Source organism: Chitinophagales bacterium, from assembly GCA_016787225.1.
Classification (GTDB): domain Bacteria; phylum Bacteroidota; class Bacteroidia; order Chitinophagales; family JADJOU01; genus CHPMRC01.
Map to the genome: position 1 here is coordinate 26788 of JAEUUY010000029.1, position 24036 is coordinate 50823.

Here is a 24036-nt window from a genome sequence, read left to right on the forward strand (position 1 = left end):
AATTTAATTTGCTAAACGACATTTATTGTCTTTTCTTTTTCATACTATTGCCCCAAAACAACCCACATGAACCCTGAAAAATACACCAAAGCCTATCTAGGACTCAATGAGAAACAAAAGCAGGCTGTAGATACCATTTATGGACCTCTTATGGTCATAGCGGGTCCAGGAACGGGCAAGACTCAATTGCTTTCCACACGGGTAGGGCATATCCTGAGCCAAACTGATTTTCGACCTTTTAACATTTTATGTCTCACTTATACTACCAGCGGTGTGGCTGCTATGAAGCAACGGTTGGTGGAGCTCATAGGTGCCGCTGGAAATGATGTAGAAGTCTATACTTTTCATAGCTTTGCGGAGAAGATACTGCAGCGATATAGCCGATATCACGAAGTGGAAAATTTTCAATTTATTGATGATATTGACAAAAAGATATTAGTCAGAGAACTTTTGGAAGATGTGGAATTTAATACCCCACTGAAAAAAGGTGTTTCGAGCGTAGATAGCAGTATTAGCTTCGTTTTAGGCGCAATTTCTCAAATAAAAAAGGAGAAGTATAATCCTGATGAACTCATACGTGGACTAAACGATGAAATGAAATTCAAGAGAGATTCTGATGAATTTATTTATAAGAAGAAATCTGGAGACTTCAATAAAGGGGATTTCTACCAGTCAAAATGGGATAAATATGAACATAAGATAACCAAGAGTATTCAGTCTATTGAATTGTATAAAAAATACACTGAAATAGTAAAAACCAAAAAACTCATGGATTATGATGATATGTTGCTAAATGCCTTGCATTTCATGGAACATGAAGAAAACCTTAGAATGGATCTGCAAGAGCAGTATCAGGTCATTATGGTCGATGAATTTCAGGATACGAGCGGTGCGCAGTTAGAATTGATACATCAGTTGTGCAGAGACAATGACGAACCCAATATCATGGTAGTAGGTGACGAAGACCAGTCCATATACCGATTTCAAGGGGCTAATTTGCACAATATTTTTGATTTTCATAAGCGATATCTCGCTGCAAGAAGCACAGAGGAGCAGCTAGAGCGTATTGTGGTATTGGAAAAAAATTATCGTTCGACACCTATCATACTCGAGGCCTCGCGCGTTTTGATTGAGAATAACACGGAACGAATAACCCACCTCGTAGAAGGAAAAACGATACATAAAATTCTGAAAGCAGAACATCCGCAATATAAAAAGTCAATTGAATCTGTCGAAATTATAGAGGTAAGTGATAAAAAAGATGAATATTTACCAATCGCTCTTGAGATCGAAAAACTCATTCTTGCGGGGAATTCTTACGATAGTATAGCTGCATTGTTTCCTACAAATTCACAGATGATTGAATTTTCAAAGTACTTATTGGAAATGAACTATCCATTTGAACTGAGCAAGGATGACAATATATTAGAAGACCGTCTGGTACTCTCCTATATACAAATCATGCAGTTCATTCAAGACTTTGCCAATAGAAAAGTCTTATCCCCAGAGGCTTTTGGTGAATTACTATTGCACCCATGGTTGAATATTTCTCTATATGATATTAGTAAATTTTGGACTGACATAAAAGAACTTCGCATCAAAGCACCTCTCGATTTTCTGCAATTTCTAGAAAACTATGACCGAGAGGATAAAATAAAAGAAACCATAGTCACATATATAGACTGTGTCAAGAAATTGAATTTACAGACTCCTAGCAGATTTTTCCACTATGTTTTAGATAGTTTTCATATCAAAGAATGGGCTCTAAGACAAGATGCTCGTATGGATATTCTTCAAAAAATAGAGGTCTTAGACCAGTTTATCAGAGATTATGCAGCCACTATCGAATATCCAAAAATACAAGATGTTATAATAAGGCTAGAAGCCTATCAGCGAGAGGCAATAGCTATTCCTTATGTCAAACGATTTCAGAGTGAAAATTGTATTCAACTCATGACATACCATAAGAGCAAGGGGCTTGAATTTGACTATGTATTTGTATATAAAGCAGGACGCCATGCAGACCGTAATAATGAAGCACTTTATGTTCCCGAAGATTTGTTATCAAAATCTATGACTGATGATGAGGATAAAAAACGAAATGAAGAAGAAAAGCGTCGTCTGCTCTATGTGGCTATGACACGCGCCAAAAAGAAGCTCTTTCTAACCGATACTATAACCGACGAAACTGGTAAAACGAAAAATAAATTTAAAGGAGAATTAAATCCAATATCAGAGGCGATTCGTAAAGCAACGCCAGACATTGCAGCGCCAGTTATTTCGAGTCAATATCGCTTGACCGAGCAGGATTATACTCGGTTTGAATGTCTTAATATCACACGATTGGCTCTGCAAGAGGAGTCTTTATTTGAAAATGATTTTGTCCAGCAGCGATTGAATGACTTCCAGTTGAGTCATTCTACGCTCAACACCTATCTGGAGTGTCCACGAAAATTTTATATGGAGAAAATGATCAGTGTACCTGCCGAAACTAGTTTTCAAATGAGCATGGGTAGCTTCTATCATAGCTTACTAGAGATTTTCGATAATCACTGTTTGGAAAATTCGGAGCAGCATAGTTTAGAACAACTTAATGAAATAGGTAATACAGAGCTTTATAGGTACAAAAACGATATGACAGAGATCGAATTTAAGAATGTTCAACAAGCGCTGAAAACAAATCTTCCTATTTTATACGAAGAATATTTAAAGGAAAATAAATATGCACAGTATGAATTAGAAAAAGACTTGAATATGAAAGTCGGAGATTCTGTATTTACTGGAAAAATAGACAAGTTGGTATTTCAAGATAATAGTATTCGCATTATAGATTATAAAACTGGAAAAATATCCAATGCGAAAAAAAACAAAAAGCTATTACCGTTTAATGAGGAAATTATTTTGGACGAAGATGCAACTACCGATGAGCTATACGGCGGCAATTATTGGCGGCAGGCCGTTATTTATACCATGTTAGTCAAGGCTAATTATCCCAATATAGCTATCGGTGATGTTCAATATGTATTTATCATACCAGAAGATAACAAGATAAATTCTTTTACATTTACACCTAGTCTTGAAGATGAGAAATATATGCAAAATCTCATATTGTCAAGTTATGGAAAGATACAAAATAAAGAATTTAATTGCTGCCAGAAAGTTCATTGTCCATGGTGTAGCCTCGTGGCACACCGCCAGAGTTTGAATAATTAGTTAACAAAATAATCTATTCTTTAACTTTCACCTAATAGCTAAATCAAATTTAAAACCACATAGGCACATAGAAGTGTAAGTTAGACATAGGCGATAAACCGCTTTAACATAGAGTTAATGCTATTGTGAGTGTGCTTTAGCACCCTATGTTCATTTATATTATTCTAAAAATATTTGTCATAATACTTATAAAAATCTATGTCTCTATGTGGTTTAATTTTTATACATTTGGGTATCTTTTGAAAAGTATAGTATGAAATTTGCACTTATAGGTAAAAGCCTCTCACACTCTTTCTCACAGGGATATTTCCAATCAAAATTTCAACGAGAAAGTTTATCGCATAGCTATGAAAATTTAGAATTTGAATCAGAACAAGCTTTAATTAATTCTTGGAATGATTTAAAAAATCAATTCGATGGCTTTAATATCACTATTCCATACAAAAAAACTCTTTTGAATATCATGGATGAGTTAGACATTCATGCTAAAAATATAAGCGCTATCAACTGTATAGCTATGAGAAATGGTAAGGCTTACGGATACAATACCGATTTTCAAGGATTTTATCATGCGGTGCATAAAAAAGGATTTTCGAGAAATAGAAACGCCTTGATTTTAGGAAATGGTGGTGCGAGTTTGGCAGTAGTTTATGCGATCCAACAACTCTTGAAAATGCCTGTAAATATAATTTCTCGAGACAATACGGATCTTCCTTGGACAAACATAGAAGATTTAGATTTGAGTGCCTATTCCCTCGTAGTCAATACCACACCGATAGGTATGTATCCAGACGTGGCTGATTATCCAGCATTAAATTATTCTACTGCCTTTGATGATAGCTTGTTTGTTGATTTGATTTACAATCCTATGATTACAAAATTTCTAGAAAAAGCAGACGAGCAGGGTTGTATGATACTGAATGGATTGCCTATGCTGCACAAGCAGGCAGATTTGTCTTGGGAGCTATGGAATAATTTGATGTGATGATGAGACGATATGATAATGTGATAATTTGAAAATTTATCAATTTGAAAATGGCAAAATAAAGACTATTTTTTGATAAATGTATATAGGAGATGAAATGTGATGATGAGATGATTTGATAATGTGAAAATTTGAAAATGGCAAAATAAAAGCTATATTTGTGATAAATGAACATAAGTTAAGAGATTTCCATACACAGCGGCGCAGTCAAGAGACTGCGACTAACGTGGGTTAAAATGAATCATATGAAAGTTACTCTGTTCGCCGTAGTCTATAGTCGAATTCGTGCAGCGTTCGGCGAATGTCTGTGACTTCGTCGAAGTGTTAGTAAATTTGTAATTTACAAAATAAAAAAGCAATATTTGTGTTGCAATGAATAAAAAGCATGAAATCAGAGATTTCAGTACACCGCGACGTAGTCTGAGACTACGCCGAGCGGGGTTCTCTGCGAGAGACTAAGCTAAGAATATAAATGAACTTTACTTTGCGCCCTCTGCGCCTTTGCCTCTGTTCGCCGTAGTCTATAGTCGAATTCGTGCAGCGTTCGGCGAATGTCTGTGACTTCGTCGAAGTGTTAGTAAATTTGTAATTGACAAAATAAAAAAGCTATATTTGTGTTGCAATGAATAAAAAGCATGAAATCAGAGATTTCAGTACACCGCGACGTAGTCTGAGACTACGCCGAGCGGGGAGATATGGAATAATTTGATGTGATGATGAGACGATTTGACAATATGATAATTTGAAAATTAACCAATTTGAAAATGATAAAATAAAAGCTATATTTGTGATAAATGAATATAGGAGTTGAGATCAGAAATTACGATATACGGCGACGAAGACGAGAGACTTCGCCTTTAGATTTGCAAAATAATCACTAGTTCTCTCGCCCCGTCAGGTGTTGCCACCTGATGTTCTCCGCGACTCTGCGGTTAGATTCCAAATTAATTCGCGAATGCTGACGAAAAAATCAGCACAAGTTCTTGGCTGCAAATCCTTATCTTTGTACTTTTAAAATTCAAAAATGAAATTTGGAGTAGTCGTTTTCCCGGGAAGTAATTGTGATAGAGATATGATCCATGTTTGTGGTCAAGTGCTAGGTAAGGAAGTCTTTACCCTTTGGCACAAGGACACCGATTTGTCAGCATTTACAAAGGAGGATTGTATCGTGCTGCCGGGAGGTTTCTCCTTTGGAGATTATTTGCGAACAGGCGCTATTGCTCGTTTTTCACCGATAATGGAAGAGGTGATAAAATTTGCCAATAATGGTGGGCGTGTTTTGGGGATTTGCAATGGTTTTCAAATCCTATGCGAATCAGGACTTTTACCAGGTGTTTTATTGAGAAATAAAAATCAAAAATTTCATTGTAGCAATCAATTTATCAAAGTAACTCAAAACTCAAGTCAATATACCCAACTATTAACTGTCAATCAAGTATTGAGCATTCCTGTAGCTCATGCCGAAGGGAGATACCACTGTGATGAGGCAACCTTGTCAGAATTAAAGCGAAATAATCAAATCTTATTCCAATACTGCGATGCAATGGGAAATGTCAATGATGAAACCAATTTTAATGGTTCGCTGGATAGTATTGCTGGTATTATGAATAAAACTGGAAATGTTTTTGGCATGATGCCACACCCAGAGCGTGCTGCTGAGGCTCAACTTGGCAATACGGATGGACTTCTACTGCTCCAAGGCTTAACCAAGCTTGCTCAAACTGCAAATGGTTAATATCTTTCAAGATAGTTTGCCTCTTGCCCTGCAAACGAGAAAAAATTTCCTCGCTATTCTCGAGTCCTCATCGATAGCTGAATTGAATGCAATTCCGATAGGATTTAATAACAATGTAATATGGAATATTGCACACATAGTAGCCACTATGGATATTTTATATTATTCATTGAATGGTCTCACCCCCAAACTAGATGCCGATTTTATCGACCAATACCGCAAAGGTACTAAGCCTTCCTCTATGGTGGATGAGGCTATGGTAAATGAGTTAAAACGAAATCTAATAGCTCAGCTGGAGTGTATTGCCATGGATGTTCAGCCAGGCATTTTTCCAGAAAATCTGCCAAAACCTTATACCACGAGCTACCATTTCGAACTCAAAACTTTTGAAGACATCGTTCGCTTCAATCAGGTGCATGAAGCCCTGCATATGGGCATAGTAATGAGTTTGAGAAAATTTGTATAGTTTGCTAAATTATTGATAGTCAATAAGTCATTGTTTAATTATCAATTATTCGTTCCTAATTATTAATTAATCCCTATATTTGCACTCCGAAAAAAAATAATTCATAAACTCAGTATAAAAATGAAACAAGGTATTCACCCTGAAAATTATAGAACAGTCGTATTTAAAGACTTCTCGTGTGATTATTCATTTATCACAAAATCTTGTGCACCATCCAAAGGTACTATTAAGTGGGAAGATGGCAACGAGTATCCGATGATTCCTATTGAAATCTCGAATATGTCACACCCATTTTTTACAGGTAAAATGAAATTTGTCGATACCGCTGGTAGAATAGATAAGTTCCAGAAGAAATTTGATAAGAAATTGACGACCAAGAAAGCATCTTAATAAATCTTCTTCTATTATAAATACAAACTCCACCCATATGAGGTGGAGTTTTTTTTGCCTATAGGAAAATAAAAAAATCTATTTTGGGTCTTGATTAAATACTTCATAATCAGTATGCAAAGTCTAAAAGAACAAATTAAAAAACGAGTACGGTCATTTCTTGATGTATTTATGCTGCCGATAAGCTGGCTGGCAGGTAAATGGCTTTGGTGGTTGCGCAATCAACGAATAGAGAATTTTCCAAATACAAGAAATCTTTTTGTTAGACTTGGAGTTTTTCCAATTATTGACCATTATTATGACCCATTATTCCAAAAAAAGTATTTGCATAAATCTTCAAGTGAACCAAGGTCTCTTTATATTGACTGGAATGCGGAATTTCAGTTACAGTGGTTAGATGAATTGGATTATAAACATGAAGTTACAGACATCCCAAAGACTGCTAATGAAGGTTTTTATTATAATAATGCTTCATTTGGTTCAGGTGATGCAGAATACTGGTATAGTATGATTCGCAGATGCAAGCCGAAACGAGTTATTGAGGTTGGTTGCGGATATAGCACACATTTGACTCAACTAGCTATTCAGAAGAATAAGAAAGAGAACCCAGATTTCCATTGTGAACATATTTGTATTGAACCATTTGAGAGACCATGGTTAGAGAATCTAGGACAAAAGGTATATCGTGAGCGACTTGAATTGTTAGACCTTAGTCTATTTGACACCTTAGAATCTGGAGATATTTTATTTATAGATAGTTCACATGTCATAAGACCCCAAGGAGATGTTATTACCTATTTTCTGCATATTTTACCAAGATTGAAAAGTGGAGTTATTGTTCATTTTCACGACATATTTACACCATTTGACTACCCTGAATCATGGATACTAGAGGAAGTGAGATTATTTGGAGAACAATATATGCTCGAAGTATTTCTCTCTAATAATAGCGAATGGGAGATTATTGGAGCATTAAATTATTTAAAGCACTTTTATTTTTATGAATTGAAAAAAGTATGCCCTATTATGGATGAGAACCGAGAGCCTGGCTCATTTTATATAAGGAAAAAATAAAATTATTATAAATCTCAAAACTCAAAGTATACTCCTACGAACTTATTCTTAGTCTTATCACGATAGGTTTTAAGTTCATATAAATCATCTAATCCATACAAGGGTCTGTTTTTAAGTATGTCGTCAGCCTGCCATCGCAGTATATAAGGGTGCTGGCGCAGTTCGCTTTCATTGGCTGTGTTAATATTGATTTTTTTGATTGTACCTTTGGTTATGGTAAGGAAAGGTCTTATTTTTTGGAAAGTAGAATCTGGAAACTTGTATATTTCACCTATTTGTTCTATATCTACAAAAGCACCTAGTCCATTTCTTTTTTCTACAATTTTTTGACTAAGGTAATCACCAATACCCGGTAATGACTTCCATTCTGCTTTGGTAGCAAGATTAATGTCAATAGATGATGTGGTAGTCGCTTTCTTAGCAAACTCATGTTTAAAACCAGTATTTGCTCTTTGACTTATTTCTATATAGGGTTCAATTCTAGCGTATAGTTCTGGAGTAACTCCATAAATTTTCTTCACATCTGATTTATCACGAAACTGACCGCCTTTTGTTCGGTAGTTTATTAAAATATGAGCTACCTTGTCACTAAATCCCAACTCAATGAGTTCTTCATAGCTAACTGTAGCTGGATCAAATGCAAACAAATTGCCTTTAAAATTTGTAATTATCTTTCGCTCAGCTTCTATTTTTTTGTTCGAATCAATGCGAGTAAATACCAAATCTTGACTTTCTGACAAATAGTGTATTTCTAATCCCCAGAAAATTAGTTTTATCAATGCCGCAGTAAAAATAAAAATGAAAACGACTTTTCTCTCTATTGAGATAAGATCAGTCAATTCATGAACGAGTTTTTTTAAGTTCTCAGTATTCATAAGCCCCAGTGTTTTCGATTCAAGGGCAAATGTATAAAAACTAGACTAAGAATTTATCAAAATAATCTTGTATATTATTGTCTTTTATTTTTTGATAAATATCTTTATCTTTAGACATGGCTTCCAGCATTGCATATTGCTTTTTACCTATCTGATAGGCGTAGGAATATGGCTCATTTGAAAATGAAACATATTGATACATAGATGTATAATTGTAATAAGAGTTTTCCATGATTTCATGTTCTATGTGTTTCATTTCGAGAAACTCAGGAATGCCCACTTTATGGCTCATCTCTATAAAATTATCTAATGCCATTTGTGCAATAGCATCTCCGTTTTCTTTACGTATCTTAGAATATTCACTAAACAATTCTTCTTTATTCTCGAATTTATCCATCAATTCATCAAAGATTCTCACATCTTCAAAACCACAATTCATACCCTGACCGAAGAATGGAACTACGGCATGCGCTGCATCGCCCATTAATACTGCATTTTCATGATGCCATGGATAGCATCTAACTGTTACAAGGGCAGAAGTTGGATTTCTAAAGAAATCTTCAATAAGTGAAGGCATTAGTTTTACTGCATCAGGAAAGTATTTGTCAAAATAGGCCTTGACTTGGTTTTCGTCTTTTAAATCATCAAAGGCTGCTTCGCCTTCAAATGGAACGAAAAGGGTACACGTAAAACTTCCATCCATATTGGGTAATGCTATAAGCATAAACTTCCCTCTAGGCCATATATGAAGTGAATTCTTATCCAATAAAAATTCACCATCAGGTCCTGATGGAATAAATAATTCTTTATATCCATAGTCTATATAATATTGAGAGTATTGAAATCTAGGAAGAGCTTGCATAGCGAGTCTCACTCTAGAAAATGCACCATCAGTGCCGAGAATAAAATCAGTATTTAACTTTATATCTTGATTATTTATCGTATTTGTAAAGGTGATTTCATTGGATTTAAAATCCACATTTTTACAGAAATGATCAAAATGAAAATCAACTTCAGGAAATGAATCCGCTAGTTCTACCATACGCTGATTGAGTTCACCTCTCGATACCGAATATATGGCTTGGTTTTTTTTACCGTAGGGTTGATAGTTAATAGAGCCGTCAATACCATGAATAGTTCGACCATACATAGGTATCGCTATCTTATTTATTTCTTCTGCCAGCCCTATTTTCTCTAAAGCTGTCCAACCTCTTGTACTCAGCGCCAAATTGATACTTCTCCCACCGATATAACCAACTTTGCGCATGTCACCTCGGCTTTCATATACATCGACCTTATAACCTCTTTTTTGAAGATAACATGCCTGTAAAGAACCCACTAAACCACCTCCGATAATCGTTGCATTTTTCTGACTCATGATTTTTATGTATTTAGGCAAATATAATAATCTTTATTCGATAATATACGTGATGTCCATCACATTTGTCAACGAATGTAAAAAAATGGCTCAGATAGGTCATTTCATATAATTTTAGCATCTAGTAAGAATGGAAAAATTTAAAGATTTAAAAACGAAGTTTGAAGAATTTATAGCTTCTGATTTGCCTAAGATTGCTCCTAAGGAACTATATGAGCCTTATCATTATATTGTCAATTTAGAAGCAAAAAGAGTCCGACCTGTTATGCTTCTTGCATCTAAGCTTTGCTTTGAAAATCTCAATAAAGACGATTTCTACGCTGCTTTAGCTATTGAATTATTCCATAATTTCTCTTTGATGCATGACGATATTATGGATAAGTCTGATACTCGCAGAGGATTCCCAACTGTGCATAAAAAATATGGAGAAAATAGTGCTATACTTTCTGGGGATGCCTTGCTTATCCTTAGTTATAAGTTACTAGAGAATATTAAAAACAAAGAACACTTTTTAAAAGTCTATAGCCTTTATAACAAAACGGCTATGGAAATATGTATTGGGCAGCAGTTAGATATGAATTTTGAATCAGAATTCAATGTTTTAGAGCCGGAATACCTTATGATGATAGAGCATAAAACAGCTGTTTTATTGGCTACAAGTATGCAGATAGGGGCTATTCTAGCGGATGCTTCTGAAGCAGATCAGAAAGCATTTTACCAGTTCGGTTTGAATATTGGTATGGCTTTTCAAATTCAGGATGACCTTTTAGATACTTTCGGAGAGAGCGCAGCTGTTGGTAAAAGAATTGGTGGCGATATCTGTAATAATAAAAAGACCTTGCTCTATATATTTGCGCTACAAAATGCTCATAAAACACATAGAGAACTTTTACTGCAATGGTCGCAAACCACTGATTTTAATCAATTTAAAGTAGAAGAAATAACCCAGATTTTTAAAGATTCAGGGGCTAAAGATTATGTTGTAAAAAAAAGAGATTCTTATTATCAGCAGGCTTTAAGTTTTATTCAGGAAACATCTATATCCGAGTCTGATAAAAATTATTTAATTAGCTTTGCTCAAAAAGCTGTCGATAGGATTAAATAATTATGGAAGCGATAGACTATTGGTTTTCTGATTTTAAGTTTAACTGGAAAAAATTTCTGTCCAAGAGAGGAAATTTTATTGAGTTATTTTTTTGTATAGTTTATTTTCTTTTCGTTTCTTTTTTATTCAAGAAATATCTTGTAGTGTATGAAACGATTCCAGGTATTCAACTTTATGATGTCTTGCTAGATTTTTTCAAACCAGCGGATGTTTCGGTATACATTTTCGTTCTGCTTTATACAATTATTTTTTTCAATTATCTGTATTTGTTAGCCTATCCAAGAATGTTAGTGTGTTTTTTTATTTTCTATGCTACATGTCTATTAATACGATTTATTCTTTTGAGTTTTATTAATTTGGAACCTCCATTATTATATCAGGAATTTTCTGATCCTATTTTATCTTCTAGCACCTACGAAGGTATTAAAATTACAAAGGATTTATTTTTTAGTGGACATATGGTCACTGTTTTTTGCGCTTATTTTGCCATGCCAAATAGGTTGATAAGAATATGCTATCTTATTGGCTCTATAGCCTTAGCTATATTGCTTCTCGTGCAGCATGTACATTATACAATTGATATTCTGGGAGCCTATGTCGCTGTATTTTTAATTTACAGAGTTTATTATGAAAAAATTTACAATCATTCTAAGTTAAGTTTTCAATATTCTAAAGAAATAACACATTACTAATGAATCTAGAAGCGAATAAGAACATCGATGGTATGCAATTAAAGATTTCTCAGTTAAAACGATTGAGAAATAAGATTCATCTAGGGGGTGGTGAAAAAGCGATAGAAAAGCAACATGAACAAGGGAAGCTGACAGCTCGTGAACGCATACAGGCATTGCTTGACAATGGTGCCCACTCTATAGAAATTGCCGAATTTGCGGGATATGAAATGTATGACGAAGTGGGTGGTTGTCCATCAGGTGGTGTAGTAGTAGTTATGGGCTATGTGTCGAAAAGATTAGTTGTCGTAGTAGCGAATGACGCTACGGTCAAAGCTGGAGCTTGGTTTCCTATTACGGCTAAGAAAAATCTTCGTGCTCAAGAAATAGCTATGGAGAATAGAATTCCCATTATTTATCTTGTAGACAGTGCAGGTGTATTTCTTCCTATGCAGGATGAAATTTTTCCAGATAAAGAACATTTCGGACGCATGTTTCGAAACAATGCCAAGATGAGCGCTATGGGTATCCCTCAAATAGCAGCCGTTATGGGCAGCTGTGTAGCTGGAGGTGCTTATCTCCCCATTATGAGTGATGAATCGCTCATTGTAGATAAAACAGGTAGTATTTTTCTCGCGGGTTCTTACTTGGTAAAAGCTGCCATTGGTGAAGATATCGATAATGAAACCTTAGGTGGAGCAACTACTCATTGTGAGATTAGCGGTGTAACGGACTACAAAATGGAAAATGATCAAGCTTGCCTACAAAAAATTAGAAATTTGGTCGATAAATTGGGACATAGGGCCTGTACAGGTTTTGATCGAATAGAATCCCAACCTCCGCTTGGCTCTGCGGATGATATCTATAAACTCATTTCTGAGGATAATTCCAAACCCTATGATACTAGAGAACTTATCAAAGCTATCGTAGACAAGGGTGAATTTGATGAATACAAAGGATTATATGGTCAGTCTATTGTCTGCGCTTATGCTCGGATTGATGGCTGGTCTGTGGGTATAGTAGCCAATCAGAGACAAGTGGTAAAAAGCAAAAAAGGAGAGATGCAGTTCGGAGGGGTTATTTATAGCGATAGTGCAGACAAAGCTGCTAGATTCATTATGAATTGTAATCAAAAAAGAATTCCACTAGTCTTTTTGCAGGATGTCACAGGTTTTATGGTTGGTTCACGAAGTGAACATGGAGGTATTATTAAAGATGGTGCTAAACTAGTGAATGCTATGGCAAATTCAATTGTACCTAAATTTACTTTTATTGTTGGGAATAGTTATGGTGCAGGTAACTATGCTATGTGCGGAAAAGCCTATGACCCGAGACTGATTTATTCATGGCCTACAGGAAAAATGGCCGTTATGGGAGGTTCTCAGGCTGCGAATACCTTGCTGCAAATACAAGTAGCAGCTTTAAAGAAAAAAGGTGAGGACATAGATGAAAAAAAGAACAAAGAATTATTAGAGAAAATAACAGAACAATACAATAGAACAACAACCCCTTATTATGCTGCCGCTAGACTATGGACAGATGGTATTATCGATCCTGCTGAAACAAGAAAGGTAGTTTCCATAGGAATTGAAGCAGCCAACCATGCTCCTATTCCTGATCAGTATATTTTAGGAGCTATACAAACCTGATTAATATTGAATTCATATTCTAGTTAACCAAACCAGTAGTCTATAACTTAAAATATATAATTGCCTTGTCTCTCATAACTTTGACTTCTGATTTAGGTTATAATAATTTTTCCTTAGCAGAGTTTAAAGCAAAGTTTGTTAGTCAGTTTCCTCAGAATCCAATTATAGATCTCTTTCATCATCAGGAAATCTATGATATAGAAAGTATAGCATATCAAATTCTAGGTGCATTGAACACATTTCCAGATGATGCGATTCATATTGTTTATAACAAATATGCTGTTCAGAATTCACAGCTACTCATAGCAAAAATAGGCAAACAATACATTCTAGCTCCTAATAATGGATTGTTATCATTAATACATTTTATAGATTATAATGCTAAGGTCTTTCTTCTCGAAAATAGCCATGATGGAAGTGATGGTTGGTCATTATGGATTCAAACAGTAAAAAGTTTGCTAGAAGATAAAATACCTAGAGATGCAATAGAAACGAATCAATTTGTGCAGACCCGTCCTTTTAATACTGATTTGCATCTTTTGGACGATAAAATTATTACCAGAGTTATTCATACGGATTCTGTAGGCAATGTGGTTTTGAATGTACAAAAGGAAATTTTTTATCAACATTTGGATAATCGGGCTTTTTATATCGCCTTTATCAGCTCCAAAATATTTCAATTGTCTCCAAACTATGCCACTACTTATAATCAGAATCGCATAGGAGCTTTGTTCAATCCTACAGGATTTTTAGAGTTATTTATGATAGGCGGAAATTTGGCTAAACTGTTTAATATCAATAAATGGAAAAATAATAAATTTGAAATAATTCTGGACAATGATACGAATCGTCAAATTAACTTTCAGCCCCGATTATAGGCAGGATTTTATAGACTTAGTCACCCAATACAAAGATCAAATCCGCTCCTATCCAGGCTGTCAGGGAGTTGATTTTCTAAATGATAGACAGAATGAAAATATTTTTTTCACGTATAGTCACTGGGATAAGCCAGAAAGTTTGGAATTCTATCGAAATAGTGAACTTTTCAACCAAGTATGGTCTCAGGTTAAAGTCTGGTTTGCTGATAAACCCGAAGCATGGTCGGTAGACGAAATGATGCTATAAATAGTCCATCGGATTGATTTTTAAAGAGAAGACATTCATAACCCTTATTGAACAACCTTATATATAGATCCAATATTTCCTAAATAGTACACTAGAATTTGCAAAGTAAGACTTATAACTAATAGCTGCATTGCTTTTTACCTTTCTAAAATAAAGTCTTACTAATCCATTAATTTTTTTTTCATTAAACTATAATCTATCTAAACTATCTTAGTCTAGAATTAAACTAATGCACACCATCATTTATGAGATTTTCAATTTTCGTGCTCCTTTTATTAGGACTTTCCAATTTAACAATGGCTCAGGATTATAACAAAGAATGGCAAGAGGTCGATGCCTTGCTGCAAAAGAGATTGCCTAAATCAGCCTATGAAAAGGCACATATTATTTTCGAAAAATCTTTACAATCTAATAATCAAGAGCAGATAACCAAGTCGATATTTTATCTACAAAATCTGTCATCACAGCTCGAAGAGATAGAATATGATTCGCGGACACAGAAGGAAATTAAGTTTATCGAAAAAAATATAGAAAGAGTCAATGGAGGCGCTAAGCGTATTTTATGGAGTTTCTTAGCATCCAAATATTCCCAATTTCTCGATCAGAATTATTGGAAAATAAAGGATAGAACAAAAAATACAGGGAGTCGGGCTGAGGATTTGACCCTATGGACCATTGAGGATATTGAGAATAAGACCATAGAATTATACTTAGAATCCATCAAGGATGAAGCTACAAATAAGATAAATATCTCGGAATACAAAAATCTAATATCAAATACGAATTCCAAATATTGCCAAACTCTATATGATTTCTTAGCCCGAAGAGCCATAGAAGCGCTTAGTAATGAAAGACATTATATCTCGGAACCAGTTCATAGTTTTCAGCCTAGTGCAGAACATTTCTCGACATTGCCAAAGTTCTTAAAGACAAGTATTGTTGTTCGAGAAAATAGTTCTAAGAAGTATGCTGCACTTAGCTTGTATCAGAAATTACTCAATGAGCACATTGCTGATAAAGAGCCAACAGTATTGATAGATATAGAGCTACAGCGCTTAGCTTTTGTTTTTAATAATTATGAGAATGATGATAAAGAATCGCTTTATAAACAAAGTTTGAAATATATCTATGAAACCTATCGCCAGCATAGTGAATCCTACTATGCGCTACTTACCTTGGCCAATGTGCTTCGCAATGAAGGTGCAAATTATGCGAATACTAGAGATACTAGTTATCAGGGTCGTAATAAAGAAGCTATAGCCGTCTGTGATCAAATTATCAAAGAATGTGCGGATGGAAATATTGTCTCACAAGCGAAGAATTTAAAGAATGGAATTCTGGAGAATGTTCATTTCTCTGCGGTATGCGAAAAGGTATATCTTCCAAATAAACCACTTCTAGTGCATTTGAACTATACGAGTATCAATAACATCTTTTATAGAATATATCCAAAGACAATAGACCTCGATAATTTGCAGGAATACTACAATGATCAAAAGGATTACTTTAAGAAAGTATTCAAAGGTTCTGTAGTATCTCAAGGTAGTTTTAAACTCCAAAATCCAGGTGATTATTTCAATCATTCGACAGAATTAGATTTACCTCCTTTAGCCAATGGTAATTATACTATTATTTTTTCGAAAGATGAGAGCTTTGATTTCACGAATAACTTACTGCAGGGTATTTCAATATCCGTTTCCAATCTCGCTTATTTCAATCATAGAGAGCCTGCACAGTCCAATATGAACCTCTATGTGGTTAATAGAAACAACGGTCAGCCAGAAAATAATGTAGAAGTAAAATTATATCAAAGTTTTTGGTCGAATCGACGTCAAGCCAAGCTCATCAGTTCATTGCAAACCAATATCAATGGCATGGTGCAGCATCCTTTACAAGATTATCAAAATAATAACTTTTTCTATGTGATAAAAAAGGATAAGGATATTCTCTATGAATTGCAGGAAGAGTATTTTTATAAAGATAATAATTATCACCAAGAACATGTGTTAGACCACTATCCGTTATTTCTGGATAGAGAAATCTACCGACCAGGTCAGACGATTTATTTTAAAGGCATAGCCTATCAATCTTCGAATAAAGCAAATCCCAAAATCCTCTCCAATAAGGATATTGAAATTATTTTCCGCGATGGGAATTATCAAGAAATAGCCAAAAAGAATTTCAAGACCAATGAATTTGGCACCTTTCATGGTGATTTTACAGCACCCAAGACTGGACTACTAGGTCGCATGACACTCACAGTCAATAATAATACCAGTAAGGAAGTGAAGATAGAAGAATATAAACGACCGAGTTTTGAAGTGCTTTTTGATACTTTTAGGCAACAAGTGAAGTTGGGTCAGGAAGTGAAAATAGCTGGGACAGGCAAGGCATACAGCGGTGCTAATCTGCCGAATGCCACTATAAAATATCGAGTGAGTCGAGCTACTCACTACCCATATTGGCGGTGCTGGTGGATGCCTATGCCGAGTGAAGACAAGCAGATAGCTTATGGTGAAACGAAAACCGATGAAAATGGTAAATTTCAAATTTCCTTCACCGCAGAGCAGGGTAAGGAAAATTCATGGGATAAAAATCCAATATTTCAATATGAGGTAAAAATAGAGATGAGCGATGTCACAGGGGAAATGCAAATGGGAGCGACTACCATCTCTGTAGGTAAAGTAGATTTTCAACTCGATGCTGAAGTCAAGCAGTTTTACACTCGAAATGAAGCCTTGAATATACCGTGGAGTGTTCGTAACCTAAATGGCCAAATGATTGATAAGAGTGTATATGTCAAAATAACCAAGCTGATAGACCCAACCGTTCTTTTTCAGAATCGATACTGGGAAAATCCAGAATTACCCATTATTTCAGAGGTAGATTTCCGTAAAAAATTCCCTACCACACCTTATGGAAATGAGGATAGAATAGAAAGCTATAAAACAGGAAGCGTTGTATTTGCAGCAACTAGGCTGGCTAGTAATACTAAGGATCTCGAACCGCTTAACTTAGATACTAAAATGTATAAATCGGGTTCGTATAAATTAACTATGAGTGCAATTGATAATGATGGTAAGGAAGTAAATATTGATAAATATTTCACCATAGTGGATGATTCAGAATTGGCGAAGAATAAACCCGTAATGATTCAGAATTTAAAATCTTCCTATCAGCCGGGAGAAAAGACGATTATTGGTATTCTGGGCAGTCAGGAAGGTCAACGAATATGGTATTCGGTGATACGAAAAAATACGAATCCTAGTCAAATCTGGACGGATGGCAAGCAAGCGAAATTGGTACTCGATATTCGAGAAGAAGATAGAGGTGGAGCTTATATCCTGTGGACTACGATATGGAATAATCGATTCTACTCCAATAAAGAATATATATCAGTTCCATTTACCAATAAAGAACTGGATATAGAGTATATGAGTTTCAGGGATAAATTAGCACCGGGTCAGCAGGAAGAGTGGCGTATCAAAATCAAAGGGAAGAACGGCGATAAAGTCATGGCAGAAGTCTTAGCCAATATGTATGACCAGTCGCTCGATATATTTGCAGCTAACTCTTACTCATTTTTCCCATATTCTTCTTTTTCAGAAAATTCGAGTGTACAGTCACATAGTTTTCAGTCACTCGGTGTCGAGCAGTCATTTCATGGTCTGAAACCGAGTCCTTACCATAAATATGAAGGAAAGTTATATCCAAGTCTATTGTGGCAGGATAACTTCTACGGCGGAGGTGTTTATAGAGGCGGACGTGGTAAATTAGCGAGTCGAATGGCAAAAGCAGTTCAAGCGGAAGCTATGGACGCTGCACCATTGGCCGCAGAGCGAAGCTCAGTAGCAAATCATAGTGATAGTGATGGAGATGGAGTTCCAGATGTTATTGAAAAAAAAGGTGAAGAATATGACGCTGAAAAACCGTTTTCAAAGAATAAGCCTATTTCAAAAATTAAAAAACCTGACCCCATAAAAGTCCGCACCAATCTCAGTGAAACTGTTTTCTTTCTCCCCAATCTTATGACGGATGCCGAAGGCAATGTCATTATAAAATTCAAGATGAATGAAGCCCTGACCAAGTGGAAGTTTATGACACTAGCTACCACGAAAGATTTGCAAGTAGGGATTTTTGAAAAATCGGTAGTAACTCAAAAGGATTTGATGATACAGCCGAATGCGCCTCGATTTATGCGAGAAAATGATGAAATTTATTTTACGGCTAGAGTAACCAATTTGACCGATAAAAAAACAAATGGTTGGGCAAAACTAGAACTAATCAATGCAGAAACAAATAAAGCTGTTGAAGATAAATTCGGGCTATCGCAGCCACAATTGAATATAGAAATAGAAGCAGGCCAGACCAAGGCAGTAGAATGGAAGTTAAATGTACCTGAAAATATTTCTGCCCTGACCTATCGAGTTCTCGCTATGGCAGGCAGTTTCTCGGATGGCGAAGAAAATACCCTACCTGTTTTAACGGATAGAATGCTAGTGACCGAAACCATGCCATTTCACCTCCGAGCCAATACTCAAAAGAGTTTTGACTTTAAAGAAATGACGAATAAAATTTCCTCACCGACCTTAAAATCTAAAGTATTTACTTTGGAATATACGGGAAACCCTGTGTGGTATGCCATTCAGTCATTGCCTTATCTCATGGAATACCCTTATGAATGTACAGAGCAGATATTTAGTCGCTACTTCGCCAATTCGCTTTCTAGTACTATTGTGCAGCGCTATCCCAAGATTCAGTCGGTATTCGAGTCGTGGAAAGGAAGCGATGCTATGCTGAGCAATTTGTCTAAGAATCAAGAATTAAAATCTGCCTTATTAGAAGAGACACCATGGGTTTTGGGGGCGCAGAGCGAAGAAGAACAACGAAAGAATATTTCTTTATTATTCAACCTCTCAAGACTGGCTGATGAGGAAAAATCGGCTATTGATAAGTTGTATATGCGTCAGGGTAGTTCCGGCTCTTTCCCTTGGTTTCCTGGAGGACCTGATAATCCTTATATGACTCAATATGTACTGGAAGGTATGGGGCATCTTAGTTTCCTTGGAGTCAAAAATTATGAGACTAATGATAAAGCCAAGGAAATCATAAATCGTGGGATAAACTTTCTTGATGCTTATATTATTCGTCATTATGAAGAGATGAAAAAATGGGTATTGAAAAGTGGAGGCAATTTAAAAGACGACCATCTCGATCCTTTTGCTATTCATTATTTATATACACGCTCTTTCTTCTCACAGCCTATTCCTAGTGCTACGCTGACTGTTATCGACTATTACACCGGTCAAGGAAAAAAATATTGGACGAATAAATCCATTTATCAACAAGGAATGTTGGCGCTACATTGGCATAGGAAAAATGACAATACGACCACGCCAGCTATGATGAAATCATTCCGAGAGCGTGCTAAAGTCAATGAAGAGAAAGGAATGTACTGGGATAATGACTATGGTTATTTCTGGTATGAATTGCCGATAGAGACTCATAGCTTGATGACCGAAGTTTTTGAGTACCTGAGCGATAATCAAACCGAGAAGGACAATCTCAAATTATTTTTATTGAAAAATAAACAAACCAATAGATGGAAGACCACCAAAGCAACAGCCAGTGCTATCTATGCCTTATTAGGAGGTAAAAATGACAATTTAGATTTACCCAATATGCCTACTATAAAACTGGGAGATCAAACGCTCGATTTGACTATAAATAAAGTAGAACAAGGCACAGGTTATATCAAAAAAACATGGAAAGAAGAGGAGATTCAACCCAGTTTTTCTAAAATTCAGGTCACCAACCCAAATGCAAATGTAAGCTGGGGAGCGGTTTACTGGCAGTATTTAGAAACAATGAATAATATCAAAACCAATCAATCGAGCCCACTAAAAGTACAGAAGAAAATATTTATAGTCAAAAATACGGAAAAGGGCGAAGTCCTAGAAGCTGCTACCAAAGAAAATATTACTATTGGATCGAAAATTAGAATTCGACTGACCTTAATGGTAGAGCGAGAAATGGAATTTCTTCATTTGAAAGATATGCGCAGTGCAGGACTGGAGCCTACCGATGCTATCAGTGGTTATAAATGGACCAGTGGTCTCGGTTATTATCAAACCACTCGAGATGCTTCTATGAACTTTTTCATCGATAAGATTTATAAAGGTACCTACACCATCGAATACGACCTCAAAACCAATCTCAAAGGTAAATTCTCAAACGGTATCACCACATTCCAGTCCATGTATGCCCCAGAGTTTAATAGTCATAGTCAAGGAGAGGAAATGATTATAAAGTAGTGGTTACTAGTTAATTCTAACCTAGCAGAAAGAATGTTTATTGCTAAGAATGAATTCTATTAGATGCTAACAATTTTTGTTGATACACAACGTTAATTAGCCATGTTTAAAGCCTTACTATTCTCCTTAAGTTTATTAATTAGTTTTAATTTGCGTTGTCAACTAGCATCGCATCTAAAAGACAGCTTTGACCATGTTTTTCGCGACCGATGGGAATATTACGTCGTAGTAAAAAACGGTTTATTTGGTGTCGTCGATACAAATTATCAGCTGATAATCAAACCCGAATACGATTTTATATCACCCTCATGGAGTGGGGTATTTCGTGTAAAAAAGAATAATAAATGGGGTATTATCGACACTTCAGGTAAGTTGGTTATACCATTAAACTATGATAATATTGGTCCAACGGGGAGCCATTTATTTTGTGCAAAAAAGAATGGAAAATGGGGTCTATTAGATACCTTAAATCGATGGATAATTCCGGCAGAAATGGACAATAATTTTAATATGTACCGAGAAGCAGTTGTCAAAAAAAATGGGAGATATGGTGTCATGAGTTACACAGGACAAGTGATTATCCCAATCAAATACAAGAAGTGTAGAAATATTAAAGATCCATTTTCATATGTTTTTAGCAATGGTATCTTTTCTAAAGTTTATCATAAACTTGATGACGATAGGATTCTACTCGATTTTAAAAACTACAAAAACAATTTAAGTTTGAAGTATGTTAAAAGTTTTCAGGTCGACAATCTTTATGGTTTGAAAAATTCAAATGATAGTGTAATTTTGAAGCCTCAGTTTATTAGAATGTTGCCATTTTCAGAAGGATTAGCCTATGCAATGGGCGATAGTTTTAATGGTTATATTGATACGAATGGAAGACAAGTAATTCGTTTGGGTCGGCCATACTTAGGTCAAAGTTTTAAACATGGCTCAGCAAATATTTATACTTATACAGGGAAAAAAATAAATGGTTTCGAACAGTATGTTTCAGGAAGTATTGATCGAAATGGAAAAATTATAATCCCAGTTATTTACCGCTCACTCTTTAAAAATCCTAATGGAAAGTATTTAGCCTATACCGATAGCAGTATAGTTTTTATAGATTCTAATGGTAATAAAACTCTGGAGCATAAGGTAGATTCATTCAATCATTATGAAAAATATAGGCGTCAGGTGGATGAAGATATGATTGCCGTTGAAGATGAGCACTACTTTCTCAGTTACGATAAAATGGGCTTCATCAATAAACAAGGTAATGAAATCACTGGATTAAAATACGACCTGATTTATCGTTTTGATAATAAAACGGATGTTTTAATCGTTAAAGATAAGAATCTTTATGGGCTCATCACAACATTAGGTAAAGAAATTTTACCTTTAATCTATGACAACATTGAATTCCAAAAGTTGCAATCATCTCATTTAAAATTGAAGCAAAATGGAAGTTATGGATTATTCAATGTCGCTGATAGTCTAGTTATTAATTGCGAATATGAGAATATTCGCGGGGAGTCCGAAGGTTTGATGGCTTCGTCAAAAAATGGAAAATGGGGCTTTATAAATAGTAAAGGCGAAGTTATTATACCGTTTATTTATGATAGTGTGACTAATTTTTATGAAAACGAATCAAAGGTTGTAAAAGGAGAAAAAAAATTTAAAATCAATAGATTGAATGGAGTAATTCCATAGTTTTATTATGAACAAAACCTGGTTCATTTAAAATTCTTTGCAAGAGCGAGTTGTGAACATTGAGTTCTGCTAACATGGGAATTCAAATTTTACACCCTTTATATTTGCCACTGTAATACTCTTTTTACTTTAACTTCGTGGCTTTAAACTACCGTGACCAATCGTCAATTATTTTTATCGCATATAGCCCAAACGACCCAGCACTCTATGGGTATAGAGGTTGACAGGGCAGAAGGTGTCTACCTCTATGGTCCGCATGGGGAGAAATATATGGATATGATTTCAGGGATTTCGGTGAGTAATGTAGGTCATTGCCATCCTGAAGTGGTCAAAGCGGTTCAAGAGCAGTCTGCGAGTTTTATGCATCTTATGGTATATGGTGAATATATCTATTCTCCTCAGACTAAGTTAGCAGAGGCTTTAACTCAAGTTTTGCCGAAAGAATTAGACAATTTTTATTTCACTAATTCTGGAACAGAAGCTACAGAAGGTGCTTTTAAACTAGCAAAACGATATACAGGTCGAAGTGAAATCATTTCTTGCTATCAATCCTATCACGGAAGTACAGCAGGTTCATTGAGCGCTATGGGAGACGAAACTTATCAAAATGCGTTTAGACCTTTAGTGCCAGGACATAGTTTTATTGAATTTAATCGAATAGAAGATATCGATAAGATAACGGAAAAGACAGCAGCTGTAATTATTGAGCTCATTTCTGCTGAAAAAGGTGTCATTATTGGTGACTACGATTATATTCAGCAATTGCGAAAGCGATGCTCAGAGGTAGGAGCCCTTTTGATTTTGGATGAAATACAGACTGGTTGCGGTCGCACAGGAACTTTATTCGCTTTTGAGCAGTATCATATCATTCCTGACATATTATTGCTTGGCAAAGGTTTTGGTGGTGGTATGCCCATAGCTGCCTTTATTGCTAAAAAAGAAATTATGCGGACACTCAGTTTCGATCCTATTTTGGGTCATATTTCTACCTATGGGGGAAATGCTGTTTGCTGTGCCGCTGCGTTGGCTAGTTTGAAGGTTTTAACCTCAAATAACATCATTTCTGAGGTGGAAAACAAAGGTTTATATTTACAACAATCATTGGAAAATTTAGGTTTTGATAAAATAAGACGAAAAGGGCTTCTTTTAGCTCTAGATATGGGTTCTCAGGTCAAAAATTTTGAATTTATTGCATCCTGTATCACCCATGGCATCATTACCGACTGGTTTTTGTTTAATACCCAATCGATGCGCATCTGTCCACCATTGACAATTACTTATGAGGAATTAGATATATTTCTAGAAAAGATTAAAATTGTTTTAACTAAATAATTAATTATTTGAGTAATAAAATATTT

General features: G+C 35.4%; 16 protein-coding genes. 14 read left to right on the forward strand and 2 right to left on the reverse strand.

The window, feature by feature from the left end; all coding sequences use genetic code 11:
• Positions 1-66: 66 nt before the first annotated feature.
• The 6 genes from JNL75_11015 to JNL75_11040 all read left to right on the forward strand — a co-directional run bounded on the left by JNL75_11015 (position 67) and on the right by JNL75_11040 (position 7863).
• On the forward strand, positions 67-3213 hold the full coding sequence (locus JNL75_11015) for an ATP-dependent helicase (protein MBL7790348.1): 3147 nt from the start codon (positions 67-69) through the stop codon (positions 3211-3213).
• Positions 3214-3466: 253 nt separating this feature from the next.
• Positions 3467-4198, forward strand: a complete 732-nt coding sequence (gene aroE / locus JNL75_11020) for a shikimate dehydrogenase (protein ID MBL7790349.1) — start codon at positions 3467-3469, stop codon at positions 4196-4198.
• A gap of 1024 nt (positions 4199-5222) precedes the next feature.
• Positions 5223-5933 (forward strand): phosphoribosylformylglycinamidine synthase subunit PurQ, encoded by a 711-nt coding sequence (purQ, locus tag JNL75_11025; GenBank protein MBL7790350.1) that lies wholly within the window; start codon positions 5223-5225, stop codon positions 5931-5933.
• Positions 5926-6399 carry a DinB family protein gene (locus tag JNL75_11030; protein MBL7790351.1) on the forward strand — a complete coding sequence of 158 codons (474 nt, stop codon included), beginning with the start codon at positions 5926-5928 and terminating at the stop codon, positions 6397-6399. The genes purQ and JNL75_11030 overlap by 8 nt, the downstream gene beginning before the upstream one ends.
• 120 nt (positions 6400-6519) lie before the next feature.
• Complete coding sequence (locus JNL75_11035; GenBank protein MBL7790352.1) at positions 6520-6789, forward strand: type B 50S ribosomal protein L31; 270 nt, start codon at positions 6520-6522, stop codon at positions 6787-6789.
• A gap of 114 nt (positions 6790-6903) precedes the next feature.
• On the forward strand, positions 6904-7863 hold the full coding sequence (locus JNL75_11040; protein ID MBL7790353.1) for a class I SAM-dependent methyltransferase: 960 nt from the start codon (positions 6904-6906) through the stop codon (positions 7861-7863).
• Positions 7864-7877: 14 nt separating this feature from the next.
• Here the strand turns inward: JNL75_11040 and JNL75_11045 are convergent, their stop codons facing one another.
• Positions 7878-8738 carry a helix-hairpin-helix domain-containing protein gene (locus JNL75_11045; GenBank protein MBL7790354.1) on the reverse strand — a complete coding sequence of 287 codons (861 nt, stop codon included), beginning with the start codon at positions 8736-8738 and terminating at the stop codon, positions 7878-7880.
• A gap of 40 nt (positions 8739-8778) precedes the next feature.
• Positions 8779-10116 carry an FAD-dependent monooxygenase gene (locus JNL75_11050; GenBank protein MBL7790355.1) on the reverse strand — a complete coding sequence of 446 codons (1338 nt, stop codon included), beginning with the start codon at positions 10114-10116 and terminating at the stop codon, positions 8779-8781.
• Between the two features lie 130 nt (positions 10117-10246).
• Here JNL75_11050 and JNL75_11055 point away from each other — a divergent pair, with 130 nt between their 5' ends.
• From JNL75_11055 to JNL75_11090, 8 genes are all read left to right on the forward strand, one after another.
• Positions 10247-11221 (forward strand): polyprenyl synthetase family protein, encoded by a 975-nt coding sequence (locus tag JNL75_11055; GenBank protein MBL7790356.1) that lies wholly within the window; start codon positions 10247-10249, stop codon positions 11219-11221.
• Positions 11222-11223: 2 nt separating this feature from the next.
• Positions 11224-11913, forward strand: a complete 690-nt coding sequence (locus tag JNL75_11060) for a hypothetical protein (protein ID MBL7790357.1) — start codon at positions 11224-11226, stop codon at positions 11911-11913.
• A complete protein-coding gene (locus tag JNL75_11065; protein MBL7790358.1) occupies positions 11913-13541 on the forward strand; it encodes an acyl-CoA carboxylase subunit beta in 1629 nt (542 codons plus the stop codon). The genes JNL75_11060 and JNL75_11065 overlap by 1 nt, the downstream gene beginning before the upstream one ends.
• Positions 13542-13606: 65 nt before the next feature.
• The gene (locus tag JNL75_11070) at positions 13607-14419 is read left to right on the forward strand and encodes an SAM-dependent chlorinase/fluorinase (GenBank protein ID MBL7790359.1); all 813 of its coding nucleotides are present in this window, start codon (positions 13607-13609) and stop codon (positions 14417-14419) included.
• A complete protein-coding gene (locus JNL75_11075) occupies positions 14379-14666 on the forward strand; it encodes an antibiotic biosynthesis monooxygenase (GenBank protein MBL7790360.1) in 288 nt (95 codons plus the stop codon). The genes JNL75_11070 and JNL75_11075 overlap by 41 nt, the downstream gene beginning before the upstream one ends.
• A gap of 245 nt (positions 14667-14911) precedes the next feature.
• Entirely contained in the window at positions 14912-20980 is a 6069-nt protein-coding gene (locus JNL75_11080; GenBank protein ID MBL7790361.1) for a hypothetical protein, read from the forward strand.
• Positions 20981-21130: 150 nt separating this feature from the next.
• A complete protein-coding gene (locus tag JNL75_11085) occupies positions 21131-22678 on the forward strand; it encodes a WG repeat-containing protein (GenBank protein MBL7790362.1) in 1548 nt (515 codons plus the stop codon).
• A 153-nt stretch (positions 22679-22831) separates the two neighbouring features.
• Positions 22832-24010, forward strand: coding sequence for an aspartate aminotransferase family protein (locus JNL75_11090; GenBank protein MBL7790363.1), 1179 nt, complete (start codon positions 22832-22834; stop codon positions 24008-24010).
• The last annotated feature ends 26 nt before the right edge of the window (positions 24011-24036 follow it).